This window comes from Serratia sp. PL17, from assembly GCF_017832355.1.
Classification (GTDB): Bacteria; Pseudomonadota; Gammaproteobacteria; order Enterobacterales; family Enterobacteriaceae; genus Serratia.
On record NZ_JAFIBY010000010.1, the window covers coordinates 1 to 17,326 of the forward strand.

The 17,326-nt window shown below is 54.6% G+C and carries 16 protein-coding genes; 10 read left to right on the top strand and 6 right to left on the bottom strand.

The genetic code is table 11. The features are described 5' to 3' along the window. The 7 genes from JOE25_RS23420 to fbaA all read left to right on the top strand — a co-directional run. The coding region (locus JOE25_RS23420; RefSeq protein WP_280921300.1) for a transketolase C-terminal domain-containing protein at nt 1-213 on the top strand (213 nt) is incomplete at its 5' end. Nucleotides 214-382: 169 nt separating this feature from the next. After that, complete coding sequence (locus JOE25_RS23425; protein WP_209639488.1) at nt 383-1,471, top strand: ABC transporter substrate-binding protein; 1,089 nt, start codon at nt 383-385, stop codon at nt 1,469-1,471. A gap of 70 nt (nt 1,472-1,541) precedes the next feature. Continuing rightward, a complete protein-coding gene (locus tag JOE25_RS23430) occupies nt 1,542-3,311 on the top strand; it encodes an iron ABC transporter permease (protein ID WP_209639491.1) in 1,770 nt (589 codons plus the stop codon). Beyond that, on the top strand, nt 3,304-4,374 hold the full coding sequence (locus JOE25_RS23435) for an ABC transporter ATP-binding protein (RefSeq protein WP_209639494.1): 1,071 nt from the start codon (nt 3,304-3,306) through the stop codon (nt 4,372-4,374). Before JOE25_RS23430 ends, JOE25_RS23435 begins: the two co-directional genes overlap by 8 nt. Nucleotides 4,375-4,741: 367 nt before the next feature. Continuing rightward, complete coding sequence (epd, locus tag JOE25_RS23440) at nt 4,742-5,758, top strand: erythrose-4-phosphate dehydrogenase (protein WP_209639496.1); 1,017 nt, start codon at nt 4,742-4,744, stop codon at nt 5,756-5,758. Nucleotides 5,759-5,836: 78 nt separating this feature from the next. Next, nucleotides 5,837-6,997 (top strand): phosphoglycerate kinase, encoded by a 1,161-nt coding sequence (gene pgk, locus JOE25_RS23445; protein WP_209639499.1) that lies wholly within the window; start codon nt 5,837-5,839, stop codon nt 6,995-6,997. A 117-nt stretch (nt 6,998-7,114) separates the two neighbouring features. Continuing rightward, on the top strand, nt 7,115-8,194 hold the full coding sequence (gene fbaA, locus JOE25_RS23450) for a class II fructose-bisphosphate aldolase (RefSeq protein WP_037426794.1): 1,080 nt from the start codon (nt 7,115-7,117) through the stop codon (nt 8,192-8,194). 52 nt (nt 8,195-8,246) lie between these two features. Here fbaA and JOE25_RS23455 read toward each other — a convergent pair whose 3' ends face one another. Then, nucleotides 8,247-8,915, bottom strand: coding sequence for a DUF1345 domain-containing protein (locus JOE25_RS23455; RefSeq protein ID WP_209639502.1), 669 nt, complete (start codon nt 8,913-8,915; stop codon nt 8,247-8,249). Between the two features lie 207 nt (nt 8,916-9,122). Here JOE25_RS23455 and mscS point away from each other — a divergent pair, with 207 nt between their 5' ends. Then, the gene (mscS, locus tag JOE25_RS23460; protein ID WP_209639504.1) at nt 9,123-9,989 is read left to right on the top strand and encodes a small-conductance mechanosensitive channel MscS; all 867 of its coding nucleotides are present in this window, start codon (nt 9,123-9,125) and stop codon (nt 9,987-9,989) included. Between the two features lie 79 nt (nt 9,990-10,068). Here the strand turns inward: mscS and JOE25_RS23465 are convergent, their stop codons facing one another. Then, entirely contained in the window at nt 10,069-11,418 is a 1,350-nt protein-coding gene (locus tag JOE25_RS23465; RefSeq protein ID WP_209639507.1) for an aromatic acid/H+ symport family MFS transporter, read from the bottom strand. A 433-nt stretch (nt 11,419-11,851) separates the two neighbouring features. Here JOE25_RS23465 and JOE25_RS23470 point away from each other — a divergent pair, with 433 nt between their 5' ends. Together JOE25_RS23470 and JOE25_RS23475 are read left to right on the top strand one after the other, a co-directional pair. Next, nucleotides 11,852-12,088 (top strand): hypothetical protein, encoded by a 237-nt coding sequence (locus JOE25_RS23470; protein WP_197838266.1) that lies wholly within the window; start codon nt 11,852-11,854, stop codon nt 12,086-12,088. A 286-nt stretch (nt 12,089-12,374) separates the two neighbouring features. Further along, on the top strand, nt 12,375-13,274 hold the full coding sequence (locus tag JOE25_RS23475) for a LysR family transcriptional regulator (RefSeq protein WP_209639510.1): 900 nt from the start codon (nt 12,375-12,377) through the stop codon (nt 13,272-13,274). On the opposite strand, the gene JOE25_RS23480 is transcribed toward JOE25_RS23475, so the two are convergent. The 4 genes from JOE25_RS23480 to JOE25_RS23495 all read right to left on the bottom strand — a co-directional run bounded on the left by JOE25_RS23480 (nt 13,249) and on the right by JOE25_RS23495 (nt 17,326). Continuing rightward, nucleotides 13,249-14,055, bottom strand: coding sequence for a substrate-binding domain-containing protein (locus tag JOE25_RS23480; RefSeq protein ID WP_209639513.1), 807 nt, complete (start codon nt 14,053-14,055; stop codon nt 13,249-13,251). The genes JOE25_RS23475 and JOE25_RS23480 overlap by 26 nt on opposite strands. 16 nt (nt 14,056-14,071) lie before the next feature. Next, on the bottom strand, nt 14,072-15,367 hold the full coding sequence (locus tag JOE25_RS23485) for an MFS transporter (protein WP_209639516.1): 1,296 nt from the start codon (nt 15,365-15,367) through the stop codon (nt 14,072-14,074). A 403-nt stretch (nt 15,368-15,770) separates the two neighbouring features. Beyond that, nucleotides 15,771-16,472 carry an L-ribulose-5-phosphate 4-epimerase gene (gene araD, locus JOE25_RS23490; protein WP_209639519.1) on the bottom strand — a complete coding sequence of 234 codons (702 nt, stop codon included), beginning with the start codon at nt 16,470-16,472 and terminating at the stop codon, nt 15,771-15,773. Continuing rightward, nucleotides 16,466-17,326, bottom strand: coding sequence for an L-ribulose-5-phosphate 3-epimerase (locus JOE25_RS23495; RefSeq protein WP_209639522.1), 861 nt, complete (start codon nt 17,324-17,326; stop codon nt 16,466-16,468). Before JOE25_RS23495 ends, araD begins: the two co-directional genes overlap by 7 nt.

The following is a 17,326-nucleotide window of genomic DNA, read 5'->3' on the forward strand; positions in this document are numbered from 1 at the left end:
GCGTACCGTGAATCCGTGCTGCCGGCGGCAGTGACTGCCCGCGTGGCGGTAGAAGCGGGTATTGCGGACTACTGGTACAAGTACGTGGGCCTGAATGGCGCTATCGTGGGCATGACCACCTTTGGTGAGTCGGCGCCGGCAGAACAGCTGTTCAAAGAGTTCGGTTTCACCGTGGAAAACGTGGTGGCCAAGGCGCAGGCACTGCTGAAATAAGCCCTGCCCTGTCGCGTGACCCTAAGCCCGGCACATTGCCGGGCTTTTTCTTGCCCAAAAATCGTCCAACCTCACAAAACACGAAGATAAAAAATCAACGGCGTTGCTTAAGAACACTTATTAACTATATGTTAATTTTTGGTTTATTAAATGTAACCAGGAGTTGATCATGTTAACAAGAATCAGCATGTCGGTCGTAGCGATGGCTGTGCTGGGCGCAGTGCCTGCTTACGCTGAGTTCCCGGCAGGCTATCCCGCTGACTATCAAAAAATCGTGGACGGTGCGAAGAAAGAGGGCAAGGTCGTGGTGTATTCCACCACAGATACCAAAGCTGCCGGGCCGCTGATCCAGGGATTCGAAGCGTTGTACCCGGGCGTTAAAGTCGAATACAACGATATGAACAGCACCGAATTGTACAACCGTTATATCAGCGAGCAGGCTGCAGGTGGCACCAGCGGCGACGTGGTATGGAGCTCGTCGATGGATACGGCGCTGAAACTGGCCACTGACTACGCGCAAGAATATGCCTCGCCAGAGCAGGGCCAACTGCCCAAGTGGGCGGTATGGAAAGAGAAAGCCTACGGCACAACCTATGAGCCGGTGGTCTTCATCTATAACAAACGACTCATCCCGCAGGGTGATGTGCCGGACTCACATGCTGCACTGGCAAAACTGATCGCCAGCCAAACCGACAAGTTCAAAAAGAAAGTCACGACCTATGACATTGAAAAGTCGGGGCTGGGGTTCATGCTGTCGGTACAGGACTTTAAGGCAGATCCCCATTATTTCGCCACGTTGGCAGACATTGCTAAAGGGGGGCTGGCGGTTCAGTCGTCTACCGGGACCATGATGGAAAGGGTGTCATCCGGTGAGAATCTGATTGGTTTCAATATCCTGGGTTCATACGCTGAAGCTCGCGCCAAAACCGACCCTTCACTCGGTATCTCTTATCCGAAGGACTATACCCTGGTGCTGTCGCGCGTGTCCTTTATCAGTAAAGAGGCGACCAACGCGAATGCAGCAAAACTGTGGCTTAACTTTGTGCTGTCGGAAAAGGGCCAGAGCATTCTCGCCAATCAGGCGGATATTCCCTCCATCCGTAATGACATTGAAGGCAAAAACGATATCGATGGCATGACCAAAATGCTCGGTAATGCGCTGAAGCCGATTCCGGTGGATGAAAGCCTGCTGGAGTATCTGCAACCGGCCAAACGTCTGGATTACATTAAACAGTGGCGTGCCGCCGCGGCCAAATAAGTTCAATATCCGGACGCGTGTCTGCCACCGTGGCGCGCGTCCTTTGGTGGTTTATGACCAGGGATAAATTATGAATGCATGGCGCAGAAAGTGGCAGAGCCTGCCGCGCAGCTTGGTGGTGGTGATAACCGCACTGGTTATTTATGTGCCACTGTCATTTATCGTGATTCAAAGTTTCCTCTCCGCTCCCTTTTTCTCTCCCTCCAAGGTTTTTAGCCTTGAGGCGTTCCAATTTATTTTCACCGATCCGGACTTTTACAAGGCGCTGAAAAGCGGGTTTATCCTGGCTTTCGGCCTGGTGGTGATCGCGATTCCGCTGGGGGGGATCCTGGCCTTTTTAATGGTCAGAACCGATTTGCCCGGCCGCCGATTTATTGAACCGCTGATCCTGGTGCCAATCTTTGTCTCGCCGATGGTCTTGGGCTTTGGCTATGTGGTGGCCGCCGGGCCGGTCGGCTTCTTTTCACTGTGGGCGGAATCGCTGCTGGGGTTTGTGCCCTGGAATATCTATTCGATGGCCAGCATCGTGGTGATCGCCGGGTTGACGCACGTACCGCACGCCTATCTCTATATCTCCTCGGCGTTGCGCAGCGTGGGTTCAGACGTAGAAGAAGCCGCCCGAACGGCGGGTGCTTCACCTTTGCAGGTAATGACTGCCGTTAGCTTGCCGATGGTGCGGCCTTCGATTCTGTACGCCGGGGTTTTGCTGTTCTTCCTCGGGCTGGAAGTGTTCGGTCTGATGCTGGTACTGGGGGATCCAGAGGGCAATCTGGTACTGGCAACCTACCTGTATCAATTGACCAACAAGCTGGGGACACCGTCTTACCATTTGATGGCGGCGGTAGCGGTGGTGCTGATCTGTATCACCATTCCATTGGTCATGTTGCAGCGCCGCCTGATGCGTACCGCCAACCGTTTTGTCACGGTTAAGGGTAAGGCCTCGCAGGCGCGGGCGTTGCCGCTGGGAAAATGGCGCTGGGTGGCCGGTGCGGTGGTGGTGTTTTGGCTGACGGTGACTATCGGTGTGCCACTGGTGGGTGTGGTGCTGCGTGCCTTTATTTCTAATTGGGGGGTGGGCGTTTCAATCTGGGATGAGCTGTCGCTCAACACTTTCCGCACTATCTGGCAGCAGCCGAACTTGCTGCGAGCCATCGTCAACTCGATGGCGATTGGGGTACTCGGTGGCGCGCTGGCGGTGGTCTGTTACTTGTTCATCGGCATTGCCATGCATCGCAAACCTGACGGGGCTACCCGTTTTCTTGATTACAGCGTGCTGGTGCCGCGTGCGGTACCTGGCCTGTTGGCGGGGTTAGCCTTCTTGTGGGTCTTCCTGTTCTTGCCAATGTGGCTGGATAAGTCGCTGAAAGAGGGCTGGCTTTCGGTGCTACCGATGGCTGAATGGCTGCGGGAAAACCTGATCGTCTGGCTACGTTCCTTACGCAGCACCATCTTCAGTGTCTGGCTGGCGTACACCGTCGTTTGGATGGCGTACGGCCTACGGCTGATCTCGTCGACGTTGCTGCAAGTCGGCCCTGAGCTGGAAGAAGCGGCGCGCAGCGCTGGGGCGTCCCGTGGCCAGATCACCCGCCACGTCACCATTCCGCTGTCGCGTTATGGCTTGATTGGCTCGTGGTTGCTGATGTTCCTGATTTTCGAGCGTGAGTATTCCACCGGGGTCTATCTGTTGTCTCCGGGCACTGAAACCATAGGTTCGATGCTGGTGTCTCTGTGGGCGGCGGGTGCCATTGATATTGTCGCCGCACTTTCCTTCATTAACATCCTGTTGGTGGTGTTAGGTCTGGGTATTGCCCTGCGCTTTGGAGTGAAATTACATGATTGAACTTTCGGTAGAGGATCTGCATTTAACTTACGGCGACAACCCGGTACTGAAGGGCGTCTCTATGCAGCTAAAGCGTGGCGAAGTGGTTTCGTTGCTGGGGCCGTCGGGCAGCGGTAAAACCACGTTGCTGCGTGCGGTCGCCGGGCTGGAAAAACCGACTCAGGGCCGCATTATCATTGGCAGCAATACCGTGTACAACGGCAGCGCGCGCAGCGAAATTCCTGCGGAGGAGCGCAACCTGGGGCTGGTATTCCAGTCCTACGCCCTGTGGCCACATAAAACGGTGTTTGAGAATGTTGCCTACCCGCTGAAATTACGCAAAGTGGCTTCGGCGGAAATCAACCAGCGGGTACAAGGTGTGCTTGATCAACTGGGGCTGGGGCATTTGGGTAAGCGCCATCCGCATCAGTTGTCCGGTGGCCAGCAGCAACGCGTGGCAATTGGCCGGGCGCTGGTGTACAACCCGCCGGTCATTCTGCTGGATGAGCCTTTGTCGAACCTTGACGCCAAGCTGCGCGAAGAGGCGCGGGTTTTCCTGCGTGAGCTGATCATCAAGCTGGGGCTTTCGGCGCTGATGGTGACGCACGATCAGAACGAGGCGATGGCGATTTCCGATCGCATTTTGCTGCTTAACAACGGAAAAATTGAGCAGCAGGGCACGCCGCAGGAAATGTACGGTTCGCCGTCGACCCTGTTTACCGCCGAGTTTATGGGCAGCAATAATCGCCTGAACGGCAAGATCACCGAGGTGGTTGACGGCAAAGCGCGCATTGAAGGCAAAGACTGGGCGTTGTGGGGCATGGCGGGGGCAGGGGTAAAAGCCGGCGAAGAGGCCACGGCGGTGATCCGCGTGGAGCGCGTACGCCTGGGGGATGACCCGCAGGGTAACCAGCTTGAGTTGCCGCTGCTGACCAGCATGTATCTGGGCGATCGTTGGGAGTACCTGTTCCGCACCGTCGCTGAGGATTTTGTCGTGCGGGCCTATGGCACTGAAGTGCGCGGCCAGACGCTGTGCCGGCTTTCCCTGCCGGCCGAGCATCTGTGGATATTCCCGAAAGCCTAGCGGTCCACACCTCATCGTTACCAAGATATCTGGCGTATCACAGCGGATTGAGATTGAAAAAGTGTGCGCTAGATCATCTTATTCTCGCAAAATGCCGTTCGGTTGTCAGGCAGGCTGTCGCATCTGTTCCTTTTGGCAAAACTTTGGTTTATGCTCGGCTGAAGCGTTTCAGTTGTAGCTGTATTCAACAGAAACGTCAGAGTGAAGGTAATGAGTGAAGGCTGGACCGAAGGAATAATGCGACGCGACGATTCACAGCAGGTGGTGCGCTAAAGTACTCTATGCGGGTTATCTAGATGACCCAGTCAGCGCCCTCTCAATAACGGTGAACGCGCCCGGGGAGAGTAGGCCCTTTTTCAGGAGCAGCATGACAATCCGCATAGCGATAAACGGTTTTGGCCGCATAGGCCGCAGCGTTTTACGCGCACTGTACGAATCGGGACGACGAGCGGAAATTTCCGTGGTGGCAATTAACGAATTGGCAAACGCCGAGGGGATGGCCCATCTACTGAAATACGACTCCAGCCATGGCCGCTTTGCCTGGGATGTGCGTCAGGAATGCGACATGCTGACCGTCGGGGACGACCGCATTCGCTTGCTGCATCAGCCCGCACTGGAACAGCTTCCCTGGGGTGAGCTTGGTGTAGATGTGGTGCTGGACTGTAGCGGTGTCTACGGCAGCCGAGCCGATGGCGAGGCCCATCTGGCTGCGGGGGCGAAGAAAGTGTTGTTCGCCCACCCTGGCGGTAACGATCTGGATGCCACCATCGTGTTTGGCGTCAATCATCAGACGCTGCTGCAGGAACACCGCATCGTTTCCAATGCGTCATGCACCACCAACTGCATTATTCCGGTCATTAAGCTGCTGGACGATGCCTTCAGCATCGAATCCGGAACGGTAACGACCATTCACTCTTCGATGAACGATCAGCCGGTGATAGATGCCTATCATCAGGATTTACGGCGTACTCGTGCGGCGAGCCAGTCGATTATTCCGGTCGACACCAAATTGGCTGCCGGAATTACCCGTATTTTCCCGCAGTTTTGCGATCGTTTCGAAGCGATTTCCGTACGCGTGCCGACCATCAACGTGACGGCGATAGATCTCAGCGTCAGCGTCAGTTCGGCGGTGAAAGTGGCAGAGGTCAACCAGTTGTTGCAAATGGCCGCACGGGGATCTTTTCGTGGTATAGTTGACTATACAGAACTACCATTAGTCTCGATCGATTTTAACCATGACCCGCATAGCGCTATCGTCGACGGTACGCAGACCCGGGTCAGCGGTCAGCACCTCATCAAGACCTTGGTCTGGTGTGATAATGAATGGGGCTTTGCCAATAGGATGTTGGATACAACACGGGCAATGGCCGCAAGCGGTTTCTAGTACGGCGGCATCGGCATTGGTCGATGCGCCGCTCAGGCAACTTTATAGTTTCTAGAGAATCAACCAAGAGGGTTCACCATGTCTGTAATTAACATGTCCGATCTGGATCTGGCAGGTAAACGCGTTCTGATCCGCTCCGATCTGAACGTTCCAGTGAAAGACGGTAAAGTGACTTCCGATGCACGTATCCGTGCCTCCCTGCCGACTATTGAAGCTGCGCTGAAACAAGGCGCCCGCGTGATGGTAACGTCCCACCTGGGCCGTCCTACCGAAGGCGAGTACAACGAAGAATTCTCCCTGCTGCCAGTTGTTAACTATCTGAAAGATCACCTGAAAACCCCGGTTCGTCTGGCGAAAGACTACCTGGATGGCGTTGACGTTGCAGAAGGTGAACTGGTTGTGCTGGAAAACGTCCGTTTCAACAAGGGCGAGAAAAAAGACGACGAAACCCTGTCCAAAAAATATGCGGCGCTGTGCGACGTGTATGTGATGGATGCTTTCGGTACTGCACACCGTGCGCAGGCGTCTACCCACGGTGTAGGTAAGTTTGCACCTGTAGCTTGTGCGGGTCCGCTGCTGTCCGCAGAACTGGAAGCACTGGGTAAAGCGTTGAAAACCCCAGCTCGTCCGATGGTTGCCGTGGTTGGTGGTTCTAAAGTTTCGACTAAATTTGATGTGCTGAACTCGCTGGTGAAAATCGCCGATACGGTGATTGTGGGCGGCGGTATCGCTAACACCTTCGTGGCTATCGATAATAACGTCGGCAAATCCCTGTACGAACCTGACTTCGTCGAGGCAGCGAGAAAACTGCGTGACGAGTTCAAAATCCCGGTTCCTACCGATTCTCGAGTAGGGACGGAGTTTTCTGAAACTGCACCTGCTACCTTGAAAAAAGTCAGTGAAGTCAACGATGATGAAGAGATCATGGACTTCGGTGACGAAACTGCGCTGGCTATGGCTAAGTTGTTGAAAGAAGCCAAAACCATTCTGTGGAATGGTCCGGTTGGCGTATTCGAGTTCCCTAACTTCCGTAAGGGCACCGAAATTGTCGCAAAAGCTATCGCAGACAGCGAAGCCTTCTCAATTGCCGGCGGCGGCGACACTCTGGCAGCCATCGATCTGTTCGGGATCGAGGATAAGATTTCCTACATCTCAACCGGCGGCGGCGCCTTCCTGGAATTCGTGGAAGGTAAAGCGTTGCCAGCGGTAGTGATGCTGGAAGAGCGCGCTAAGCAGTAATTCAGACAACGGGAGGCGAAAGCCGCCCGTTTGTTTTATACCGCGCGGCATACTGCGGCGCGGCATGAAAAAATCGATTTACATCCATCTACGGCCGACGAAACAGGACAAAGTAACATGTCTAAAATTTTTGATTTCGTAAAACCGGGTGTCATCACTGGTGATGACGTTCAGAAAGTATTCGCAGTAGCTAAAGAGAACAACTTTGCGCTGCCAGCAGTTAACTGTGTAGGTACCGACTCTATCAACGCCGTGCTGGAAACAGCAGCGAAGGTACGTGCTCCGGTTATCGTACAGTTCTCTAACGGCGGTGCTGCGTTCATCGCCGGTAAAGGCGTGAAGACTGACGTTCCTCAGGGTGCAGCAATTCTGGGCGCAATCTCTGGTGCACATCATGTTCACCAGTTGGCTGAGCATTACGGCGTGCCGGTTATTCTGCACACCGACCACTGTGCCAAGAAACTGCTGCCATGGCTGGACGGCCTGTTGGACGCTGGCGAAAAACACTTCGCAGCGACGGGCAAGCCACTGTTCTCTTCTCACATGATCGACCTGTCTGAAGAGTCCCTGGAAGAAAACATCGAAATTTGCAGCAAATACCTGACTCGCATGGCGAAGATCGGTATGACCCTGGAAATCGAACTGGGCTGCACCGGCGGTGAAGAAGATGGCGTGGACAACAGCCACATGGACGCATCTGCACTGTATACCCAACCAGAAGACGTTGCTTACGCGTACGAAAAACTGAACGCGATCAGCCCACGCTTCACCATCGCAGCGTCCTTCGGTAACGTGCACGGCGTTTATAAGCCAGGCAACGTTAAACTGACACCGACCATTCTGCGTGATTCTCAGGACTACGTGTCCAAGAAATTCAATCTGCCACACAACAGCCTGAACTTCGTGTTCCACGGCGGTTCCGGTTCTACCGACGCAGAGATCAAAGAATCCGTAGGTTACGGCGTGATCAAAATGAACATCGATACCGATACCCAATGGGCAACCTGGGACGGTATCCTGCAGTACTACAAAGCGAACGAAGCTTACCTGCAGGGCCAGTTGGGCAACCCGAAAGGCGCCGACCAGCCGAACAAGAAATACTATGACCCACGCGTATGGCTGCGTTCAGCTCAGACTTCCATGATTACTCGTCTGGAACAGGCTTTCAAAGATTTGAACGCAGTTGACGTTCTGTAATCTTGCCTAGCTGTTAGCCATAAAGGCTCCCTTCGGGGAGCCTTTTTTGTTTCTAGCTCAGCAGGCTGGCGCCGACGTTGATCGACAGCCCCAGGATCACCAGGTTGAAGACAAAGGAAATGACCGACTGTAGCAGGGCGACTTTGCGTACTTCTGCTGCGCCAACCGCGACGTCGGCGGTTTGCGAAGCGACTGCAATGGTAAAAGAGAAATAGGCGAAGTCCCAATAGGTCGGCTCTTGAAGGTTACCGGGGAACAGCAGCGGTAGAGGATCCTGCGGTGCGCCCTGGCGGTAAAACTGGTGCGCATAGTGCATGGTAAATGCCGTCGGTAGCAGTAGCCATGACACCACAAGCGTGGTGCCGGTTAACACCAGGTGCAGTGTTTTCAGTGAGTCGCTGACCTGCTTGGCCGTACTCAGTTCAAACAGAATGGCCAAAATGCTCACCAGACAACCGATGCTGACCAACGCCAAAACCATGCTGGCGCTTTCGTCCTGCGCGCGGGCACGTTGGCGAATGTGCTTGGGAGTGCTAACCAGCATCAGCCGCCAGAGAAACAACAGATAGAGCCAGGCCAGCACGTTCCAGCCGAGCATCAGCCGTTGCAGTTGAGACAGCTGGGCGGGGAGTAACAGATAGCACAGAATACCTGCGCCAACAGAAAGTAACAGCCGCGGACGGACCTGCCAGTAGTGCCTGAGCGGGGAAAGTATACGCATTGCGGGACAGGTTCCTTGTCTTAAAAAAGTGAGGGTGCTGTGTTCAGCATAGAAGAAGTCGAGCCACCGTTTTGGCTATTTTTAGCGCTTACGCTTGGCATGCTGCGTGAATGTTGGTTAACCTATGGCGGTGGTTTCCTACTGACATCTGATGTCGGTGTATTTTTGAGAGTTTACCCCTTTAGGGGCTGAGTTAGGACGACACGAATGAAAGATCTGAACGTAGTAGACGGCATTAATGGTGCCGGTAACTGGCTGGTGCAGAACCAGGATTTATTGATTCAGTATGCAGTGAACATCGTTGCGGCGATCGTTATCTTCATCATCGGTTCGATCATTGCTCGTGTGGTCAGCAATGCGGTAAATCGGGTAATGAAGCTGCGCGGTATCGACGCCACAGTCGCTGATTTCCTGTCGGCAATGGCGCGTTACGGTATTCTGGCCTTCACCTTTATCGCTGTGCTGGGGCGCGTTGGCGTACAGACCACCTCAGTGATTGCGGTGCTGGGTGCTGCGGGTTTGGCTGTGGGTCTGGCTTTGCAAGGGTCGCTGTCCAACTTCGCCGCAGGCGTGTTGCTGGTGGCCTTCCGCCCGTTGCGTGCCGGTGAGTATGTCGACTTGGGCGGTGTGGCCGGTACTGTCGACCAGGTGCAGATTTTCTCTACCACGCTGCGTACGGCAGACAACAAGACCATCGTGGTGCCGAACGGTAAAATTATCGCCGGTAACATCATCAACTATTCCCGCGAGCCAAATCGTCGCGTAGATATCGTGGTCGGCGTGGCGTATAACGCTGACATTGATGTAGTGAAAAAGGTACTTGGCGATGTGATCGCGGCCGACAAGCGCATCATGCACGCCAAAGGCGTGACTGTGCGCCTGACCGAGATGGCACCGTCCTCACTGAACTTTGTGACCCGTTCCTGGACCACCAATGCAGAATACTGGAACGTGTACTTTGATCTGATGGAAAACTTCAAGCGTGCGCTGGATGCCAACAACATCGGCATTCCGTTCCCGCAGATGGATGTTCATCTGTATCGCAACGATGCGACCACAGCGAAAGCAGAATAAGTGAGAAGGGGCCACGGCCCCTTTTTTACTGCCGGCCGAGGCGAGATCCCAGGGATGTCGCCTCGGCTTTTTTGTTGGATCAGTGTGGCAAAGCGGACGCTGGCGTGGGTACGCGGCGGTGCGAGCTGAGCCGGTAGAGCAGGAATATGGCGGCAGAACCCACCAACACCGGCATCGCCAGCCAGATAAAGAACACCTCAGACGAACCCGCAGTGACAATCATCCAGGCACCGAGCATGGATCCCACGATTGAACCGAAGCGCCCGCTCGCCATCGCCCAGCTGACCCCCGTGACGCGGGCCGCGGTGGGATAGATCGTGGCGGACACCAGGTTCAGACCGTTCTGCGCACCAGCCACGCCGAAACCGATCAGGAACACCGTGGTCGCCAGCGTGTAGACATCCCCCATCAGGTAACCGGTGGCGCCGACAACCAGCGCTGCACCCAGGTAGGACAGAGCAAGTACCCGGTATGGCCCGACGCGGTCCATCAGCAGCGCCATAAGGATAGCTCCGAGCGTCCCACCCAGTGGCACCATTGCCCCAATGCGCGACGCGTGCACGATATCGTAACCGGCATCTTTGAGAATACTCGGCAGCCAACTGGTGAGCTGGTAAAACACGAACAGCGAACAGAAGAATGCCACCCACAGCAACAGGGTGCGCACCGCACGGCCTTCGATAAACAGGTGCGATATCGGCGATCTGGCCTGTACTGGACGTTCGTCATCGACAATCGTTACGCCTGCCCAGTTTTTGCCGGTGATGCGTTCGACCACGTGGCGCAGGCGATCGGCATGTTTTGGGCTGGAAGTCATAAAGCGTACTGATTCGGGCATTTGCCAGGCCAGCAGCGGCAGCAACAGCAGCGGGGCAATGCCGCCGAACATCAACAGGCCACGCCAACCGAATGCAGGGATAATTTGCCCGGCGAGCAGGCCACCCAGCGCCAAACCGGCGGTAAAGCCGCTCCAACTCAGTGTGACCATGATCATACGGCGACGCGCCGGCGAGTACTCCGAACTGAGGGTGATGCAGGTGGGCATCGCACCGCCTAAACCGATGCCGGTGATTAACCGCAGCAGAGTCAGCGACTCGATTGAATGGGTATAGGCAGAGGCCAGAGTGCCGCCGCCAAAGATCAGTATCGAAACGAGCAGTACGCGTTTGCGGCCGATGGCATCGGCGACCGGGCCGAAGACTAAACTGCCAATCAAAAGGCCGAACAACCCGGCACCGAATGCGGGAGATAACTGCGCAGGCAGCAGGCCCCACTCTTCACGCAAGGCCGGGGCGATATAGCCGATGATGGCCGTGTCAAAACCGTCCAGCAAGACGATCAGAAAACACAGCGTGAGGATCAGAATCTGATAGGGCGAGATCTTGGCGCTGTCGATGATCTCGCTGATACGAGCGGTGTTTTGGCTCATGATAGTTCCACTTTATTCGTCTGGTGTGGAGCTGGCTGGAGGGCAGAGTAGGCGTCAGGTTCCTTCTGAAACGGGCCTGATCCAAAGCCGCTTTGGCTGGCGTGGTATAGAAATACGAGTATACCTCAGAGAGGAGACATTGAGAGGGGGGCGTGGGGGAGATGATGCGGGTGAGCTTGCAGTGACTGGCAATTACTCTGACACATAACCAACCCGGCACCCTCAAATCCTAGCGTCAGCTCAGTGCCAGAAACAGATGTTGCTAATACAACAGCGAGCTGCCTCATGAATACCTGAATAGCCGGTCACTCAGAAGAGTACCGGCTGATGATAGAAAAAACGGAAATTTCAAAAAGTGAGTGGAACTAAGGTGGATATGATTACCGTGTGTTAAGGTGAATCATTGATAACTTTACTGGGTGTGATGTAATAAATGGAGAAGATCGAACGTCGGTTTCAGCGCTGGAAAGTCATTATGGTTCCGGGGGAGAAATCCTATGAAAGCTGGGATGAAATGGTGACCGGTGAAAACTTTCCAGAAGAGGCTAGACAAAAATATAAAACGCATCGTACTAAGGCAATCGATCGGACGTTGAACCAACCCGGTTACGTTCATACCATGTCCGAGAATGGAATCACTGTCCGGTACCGAATGGAACGCTGGCGTTGAACGTGCGTAGCAGCAGGAGTACAGGGGGGGTATATCAAATATAACGGTAACAATCAGTCGTTGTGAGCGTAATGTCTGCTGCTCGCTCATAGCTGACCGCCAGTATCATGCTTTTTGGGGTGTCATCAGGTGTTCATCGTGTGGCAGGTGGTCATTTCCAGTCATGGCCGCCAGTATGTAAGGTGTCGGCGATGAGGGTGGCAGGCCAATCTTTAAAAAGTTGCTGTTGTCCAAGATGTGGCTATCATCTTTTCTTTAAACTGCCCTGAAAGGACTGCCTGCCGCTATGCCCGTGAATTTTGATCTGAACGATCTCTATGCTTTCCGTGCGTTGGTTGAATACGGTAATTTTCGGCTTGCCGCAGAGTCCATCTGCCTTTCACAGTCAGCATTGAGCCGCAGGATAGAGAAGCTGGAATCAGCGCTGGGTATTAAGTTGTTCGACAGAACAACCAGGCGCGTTACGCTGACACTTTATGGGCAGACCTTCGCCGAGCGCTCAGATCAGCTACTGATGAATGTTGAGCTGGTTCTGGCTGATATCAATAAGGTCAGTCAGGATCGCGTTGGGCTGGTAACGGTCGCGACCGTGCCCTCGGCGGCCTACTATTTTATGCCTGACGTGATTCGCAGTTTCCAGGCCCGCTATCCTCGGGTACGGGTTAAGCTTATCGATAGCAGTGCAGGTAACGTCATTGAAGCCGTTGCCAGTGGGCAGGCTGATTTCGGTATCTGTTTTGCGAGAACCCTGCAATCCAATATCGAGTTTCTGCCGTTGGTCGCGGATGTTTATGTGGCTGCCTGCAGGCGCGATCACCCCATCGCCGGTAAAAAAAGTCTGACCTGGCGCGAGTTTTATCAGCAAGACTATGTAGGGCTGGATAAGACGTCAGGTAATCGCAATTTGCTCGATCAGATGCTGGAGCACATCATTCCTGAGCGCCCCAGCATCTGCGAAACCCGGCATGTCACGACCATGCTGGGTATGGTTGAAGCGGGGATAGGCATTGCTGCGGTACCCGCCATGTCGATGCCGGCCTCAGAGCATTCGGTACTGACACACCTGCCACTGACAGATCCGGTAGTGAAGCGCACGGTTGGCCTGATCAGGCGCAGCGGGCGTTTGCAATCCTATGTTGCCGCCGAGTTGGAAAAGCTAATCACTGAACAGTATCACTCTGCTTAACGGGTGGCGCAGTCTTCACCGTTCTCATCCCGGTGGCGCGAATAATGTCTTGCGCCTGGGCGGAAGACAGGAAGTCCAATAGCGCTTTGCCTTCCTGGCGATGTTCTGCCTTGAGGATGACCGCGCCGGCAAAGCGGGTGATGTACTGGACATTTTCAGGCAATTCACCAATAAAGGTGACGCCCGGAACAGGGAGCAACTCACTGACTTGCTGGAAGCCTATCGCATATTTCCCTTTTGCTACCTCGCTGGCCACCGGAATGCGTTCAACCTTATGTGCTTTTTCTTTCACCTTGTCTTCAATACCCAGCTTTTTGAATAGCTGGTTGCTGATATACAGGCCGCTGGCACTGTCAGAATAGGCAATGGACTTAGCCTGTAGCAGGGTTTTGCGCAGATTTGCATCTTGTTTGATATTGGGTTTAGGGTCGCCTTGCTTAACCACCATACCAATCGGTGAATCGGCCAGTTCCACGCGCGAACCCGGTTGGATCCAGTTATCCTTTTCCAAATTCGTTAGTGCATCACCCACCATAATCACTACATCGGCTTTTTCTCCGCGAGCCAGGCGCGCGGGGATCGCCTGGGGCGTCTTGCCCATAGAGGGACCGGACACCAAGATGATTTTGTCGCCACTCTTTGCTTCAAATTGCGGAGCCAGTTTTTCCAGTGCGGCTTTAAAGCCGCCTGAAATCATGACGGTCACCTCTTTGGCCATCGCACCTGTGCTGACAGAGAGGAGTACCAGGGTGGCGAAGAGTGGGCGATAAATTTTTTGCATGACGAGACCCCCTGATTTAACGTGCGGTTAGTAGTGATAACGTGCGACGACGGTACAAATACAACGTCGCCAGTAAGGCACACAGAGCAGCAAAACTCATCCAGTAGCCGGGGGAGGCTTTATCGCCGGTGTACTCGATCAGTGCGGTAGAAATAACAGGCGTAAATCCGCCAAAGACAGCGGTTGCCAGACTGTAGGCCAGCGAGAAACCGGCAACCCGGACCTCTGTAGGCATGATCTCTGTTAACGCCGGGATCATGGCACCGTTGTAGAGCCCATAGATGAAGGACAGCCACAGCAACACGCTGAGCATCATGGAAAAACTGGGGGCTTCAGCAAGCAGGCTAAGGGCCGGATACGCAGTGAACAGCGCCAGCAACGCCATGGTAATCAACACCGACTTACGGCCAAAACGGTCTGACAGCGCACCCCCTACCGGCAGCCAGAAGAAGTTAGATACCGCGACCAGCAGGGTCACCAGCAGGCTGTCAGAGGCGCTGAGCATCAACACTTTTTTACCGAAGGTGGGTGCATACACGGTAATCAGATAAAACGCGGTGGTGGTCATGGCGACCATCAGCATGCCGGCAATAACCACCTGCCAGTTTGCCAAGAGGGTTTTAAACACATCGTGCATCGCCAGATGCTTGCGACGGGCGTTAAACTCTTGGGTCTCTTCCAGATTACGGCGCAGGAAAAAAATGAAAGGCACAATCAAGCAGCCGAACAGGAAAGGCAGACGCCAGCCCCATTCGCGAATGACGCTTTCTTCCATGGCTGCATTCAGTGCGAACCCCATAGCCGCGGCCACCATAATGGCCACTTGCTGACTACCTGACTGCCAGCTGGTGTAAAATCCTTTACGGCCTGGTGTGGCAATCTCAGCCAGGTAAACGGATACGCCGCCCAGCTCAGCCCCCGCTGAGAAGCCTTGCAATAAACGGCCGCCCAGTACCAGCAGTGGCGCCCACAGGCCGATGGTCTGATAGGACGGGATGAGGACAATCAGAAAGGTCCCAGCAGCCATGATCGACAGGGTTACAATCAGCCCTTTACGTCTGCCGACTTTATCAATGTACGCCCCCAGTACGATGGCACCGATAGGACGCATCAGAAAACCCGCGCCAAAGACCGCGAAGGTCATCATCAGCGAGGCAAACTCACTGCTGGCTGGAAAGAATGTATGAGCGATGTAGGTGGCATAAAATCCGAACAGAAAAAAATCAAATTGCTCCAGAAAGTTGCCAGAGGTAACGCGCAGTATCGCGCTGGTTCTTGCCCGAGTCGTCATTGGTGCGTTAGGGGGATGCATCTTTATCTCCAGTTTGTCATTGACGCTTTTACTGCGCCTGTTACTGCAGACTGGATCAGGAAAATGAAGTAAATAAGCGCATTAAACTCATAAACTGATGCGTGTAACGCATGAATTGATATTAACAATTGCGCGCGACAAGCTGTAACGTGCCATTAACACACGTGCCTTGTTTTACTTTGCTGGCAGCACGCTAAAAACTGCGTGCGTGTTTTGTGATAAGGATCATACGAGGGGTTGAGGTTGAAAGATGCTGAGAGGGCGAGAAAGAGGAGGGCGTCCCCCCGGTTTTGAAGAACCGGCCGCAATTCTCGCGCTTTGATATGTCTGGCAGACGCCTGGCGGCGTCTGCCACGAAGGATATTTATGAAAAGGGTTGTCTGTGAGTGCGGGCTAATCCGACTTACTGTCCGTAATAAGCATTTTTACCGTGCTTACGCAGGTAATGTTTATCCAGCAGCGCCGGTTGCATGCTGTGAATACCGGGCGTCAGCTGACGTGAAAAAATCCCCATATAGGCAATCTCTTCCAGTACCACGGCGTTATGCACCGCGCTGTGTGCGTCCTTGCCCCAGGCAAAGGGCCCGTGTGAATTGACCAATACCGCCGGAATGGCATTTGGATCGATACCGCGGCGGCGGAAGGTGTCAATAATCACCTTGCCGGTTTCCAGTTCGTATTCATGCTCTATTTCGTCTTCGGTCATTAGGCGGGTGCAGGGAATCGCGCCGTAGAAGTAGTCGGCATGAGTGGTACCCCAGGCGGGGATGTCCAACCCGGCCTGGGCCCAGATGGTGGCGTGGCGTGAGTGGGTGTGAACGATGCCGCCAATGTCGGCAAACTCACGGTAAAGCGCCAGATGGGTGGCGGTGTCGGAAGAGGGCTTTTTGGTGCCTTCCCGGGTTTGGCCACTGGCGAGATCGACCACGACCATGTCCTCGGCGGTCATGTGTTCATACTCCACGCCGGAGGGTTTGATCACCACGAGCCCGCGCTCGCGATCGACGGCGCTGACGTTGCCCCAGGTGAAGGTCACCAGGTTGTGGCGCGGCAGGTCGAGGTTGGCTTCCAGCACCTGTTGTTTAAGCTGTGGCAGCGTTAGCATGTTATACCCCCTTGTTGCATTTTTTGTTCGATCCACCGGCGTGCCTGGACAATCTCGGCCACCGGTTCTTCGGCTTTTTCGGTCCACATTTCGATCAGGAAAGCGCCGCGATAGTTAAGCTGTTTCAAGGTGCTGAAGACGGCGACAAAGTCGACGCAGCCTTCACCAAAGGGTACGTCGCGGAACTGCCCCGGTGAGTTTTCAGTGACCGGATAGGTGTCTTTCAAATGGATGGCCGCGATGCGGTCAATGCCCAGCGCCAGCTCCTGCCCTACGTCATTGCCCCAGGCGCTGAGGTTGCCAACGTCCGGATAGACCGTGAACCACGGCGATGCCAGGCAGGCGTCCCAGGCCTTCCACTTGCTGATCGAGTTCATAAAGGCGGTGTCCATAATCTCCACCGCCAGCATCACCTGGGCGGCGGCAGCGCGTTCGACCGCCCACTGCATGCCTTCGGTGAAGCGGGCGAGGGTGCTTTCGTCCTGCTGTTCGTAATAGACGTCATAACCGGCCAGCTGAATGGTGCGGATACCGACGTCCTTCGCCAGTTGGATCGCCTGTTCCATTACCTCGAAAGCGCGTTGGCGCAGTGCATCGTCATGGCTGCCGAACGGAAAGCGGCGGTGGCCGGACAGACACATCGACGGGATACTGATACCGGTTTCCAGCATGGCGCTGACCAGCGACAGCCGCTGTTCTTTGCTCCAGCTCAGGCGTGCCAGCCGTTCATCGCTTTCATCCACCGACATTTCGACAAAATCAAAGCCGCAGGCTTTAGCCAATGCCAGCCGTTCGGGCCAGGTCAGGTGCTTCGGCAAGGCTTTTTCATAAATTCCCAATGGGTGCTGACGCAT